Source organism: Lactobacillus helveticus DSM 20075 = CGMCC 1.1877 (genome assembly GCF_000160855.1).
GTDB lineage: Bacteria > Bacillota > Bacilli > Lactobacillales > Lactobacillaceae > Lactobacillus > Lactobacillus helveticus.
On record NZ_GG700754.1, the window covers coordinates 137,989 to 140,502 of the forward strand.

Genomic DNA, 2,514 nt, shown 5'->3' on the forward strand with positions numbered 1-2,514 from the left:
TATTGCTCCTAGGTTCTTTTTTCATTCATAATCGTTAGTTAACTAACTTACCACTCAGTTACTAGCTAAAAACTATAACTCGTGATACAGTGAGTGTATAAAATAATTTGCTTATTTTTTGCATTAAATAAACAATAGGACACAAAAAATCGTTACTCCAAATTCGGAAATGAGTAACGATTTTTTATTTCACCAATTTTTAAAACATAAAGCTTTAACTAGAAGCAAGGTTAGCGACGTTTATCTTTCATTAAATTCAATTCCTTGTGGATTTTCCCAATTATAGATGCGAACGATCTTACCATCAGCATCAAGCACTACCACATTACCATCATTGTGTGGATAAATTAAAAGATCAGAATGCGAACCACCATCAGTAAAAATTCAGGCTGGCTCACCTGGATACTGCATTTTTCTAACAATGCAGTCATCTCTTAACAATTGCTTCATCTTCCGTCCATCATTATATTTACCTTCCAAGGCAGCTGTAGGCGTATGACCAGTAGCAATAGTCTTACCAGTTCGATTATGAGCAATTATTTCATCTACTTGATTAGAATCCTTCTCGCGCCCAAATACGGTAAAAATCGTAATCAAACTTCAAACCATAAACTTCCTTATTATATGTCGCAGGATCATTGTATTTTTCATCAGGGCGCACACCAGCATGGACCAAAATAATTTGCAGCGTATCATACATCGTCGGACAAGATTTCAAGAAACGGTAATATTTACTCTCTCTAACTTCTTCAGGTAAAAGAGTCCGACCAAATATATTGGTTAAAGTCTTACCGCCACCGTTATAGAACCAGATTCCATTTTGGTGCTCGATTCCGTCCGCAAAGTTAAGCATCATCTGTTCATGATTGCCTAGTAAAACGATGGCACCTTGATTTTTTGATCCATTAAGTAATCCAGGACCTCTTTAACATGCTCGCGGCCATCAATGTAGTCACCGCCGGTAACCAATTGAGCCAATGGATTGTCTTTTTTGGCTTGTTCAATTAAATCAATTGTCTCTAAATTGCCATGAATATCAGAAATAAAAATATAATTTTCTTTTTTCTGATTATCTTCAAGAGTTCGATTAACAATTTTACGGGTCATTCTTACCCCTTCTTATCCTTTTGCTTTTAGATCGTTAATTTATTTTGCTCCAAGCTTTTTGCAAAACATCGCTAAAATGTTGCAACTCGTTTTCATCAAACACAATTAACAATCCGTTTCTAACTACATCTAGTTTTTCATCGTCATTACAACTTAATTCCAAACTAGAAATAAATAATGCTTCCTCATCAGGTGCCTTCATTAAAACATATTTTGCTTCATATGGAGCATCAGTTTGATTCTCGTCCAAATATTCCATAGCAATTTGATCTAGCAGCTTTTGAGGGAATTCAAATGCTTGAATAGTACTTTCTGATTCTTTTTGACTTACCCAACCTTGATAATTGTCAGGTGTAACTTCATCAGGCATTTTCATTAACATAAATTCTGATTTGTTCTTATCAATAAATAATTGGCAAAGTTGCATTGCTCTTTCTCTTTTCTATTACATTATTTTCCTCTTACTTCTATTATAAGCGCCTTTTGCATCAACTATTAGAAAATCGACTACAATATAGATGAAAAGAAGTGATTTATATGTTTAATGACAAGAATGCTATTTTAGCTAAAAATTTACATGTTGATTCTTTTAAGTATCAATCAACTGAGGATATGCCTAATGAAGCTTATGAAAAATGGCAAGAAAGTCATATGAATGCTAAGGTATTTAGCTTAGAATTTCGCAATATCGGTCAAAGCGGCGAATGGCAAGAAATGATTGTCATTTGGGGTGACTAAAAAAGTCAGCTTTTCTTGATCTAAATCAATTTCTTATCTAATTGTTTCTTGTATAATTTAGTTAACAAGTAAAGAGATCTAGATAGGAAGTAACGAATATGCTAAAAATCACATTTACTGACCGAGCACTTGATTATCTTAAAAGAAGAGAAATCGCTGACAAGACTTTAATTTTAATCACTGATGATGGCGGCGGTAAGTATTCCATCAAAGGCGGTGGCTGCAGCATTGGCTCCCATTTTTCAATTATTTGGGTTGATGAAAAAGATCCTGACTACCCTGTTCAATTAGACAATGATCAAGGTCTTAAAATTTATACTTCTAAGTATGACATGACCTTGATGGGACCAAACATGGTGATGGACTATGATGCCGGTAGCCTTAATCTTCGTTCTGATGAAGGAATCTTAGATAGCGGCGTTGAAATTGGCAACGGTGCTGCCCTAATCAAGGCTAACAAGAATGTCAAAATGACTGGCGTTGAATGGCGCTGTTAATAATGAAAAAACTGCTTTTGCTTTATGCAAAGGCAGTTTTTTTGTTTAACTACAGTTAAAACTTTTAGCATTTTTGTCGATTTATTTAACTATAGTTAAAGCTTTCGGTGTTTTTGCCTATTTTTTAACTTATTAAGTAAAAATATACTTTAAGTCCAAAGTTTTCTATAAT

The 2,514-nt window shown here is 34.0% G+C and carries 3 protein-coding genes and 1 pseudogene; 2 read left to right on the forward strand and 2 right to left on the reverse strand.

Going from position 1 to position 2,514, the window contains the following annotated elements:
* Positions 1-240: 240 nt before the first annotated feature.
* Together HMPREF0518_RS05570 and HMPREF0518_RS05575 are read right to left on the reverse strand one after the other, a co-directional pair.
* Positions 241-1,107, reverse strand: a pseudogene (locus HMPREF0518_RS05570) (metallophosphoesterase family protein).
* Positions 1,108-1,141: 34 nt separating this feature from the next.
* On the reverse strand, positions 1,142-1,534 hold the full coding sequence (locus HMPREF0518_RS05575) for a hypothetical protein (protein WP_003626959.1): 393 nt from the start codon (positions 1,532-1,534) through the stop codon (positions 1,142-1,144).
* A 110-nt stretch (positions 1,535-1,644) separates the two neighbouring features.
* Here HMPREF0518_RS05575 and HMPREF0518_RS05580 point away from each other — a divergent pair, with 110 nt between their 5' ends.
* Positions 1,645-1,845 carry a hypothetical protein gene (locus HMPREF0518_RS05580; protein ID WP_003626960.1) on the forward strand — a complete coding sequence of 67 codons (201 nt, stop codon included), beginning with the start codon at positions 1,645-1,647 and terminating at the stop codon, positions 1,843-1,845.
* Positions 1,846-1,943: 98 nt separating this feature from the next.
* Positions 1,944-2,342, forward strand: coding sequence for an iron-sulfur cluster biosynthesis family protein (locus tag HMPREF0518_RS05585; RefSeq protein WP_003626961.1), 399 nt, complete (start codon positions 1,944-1,946; stop codon positions 2,340-2,342).
* Positions 2,343-2,514: the final 172 nt, after the last annotated feature.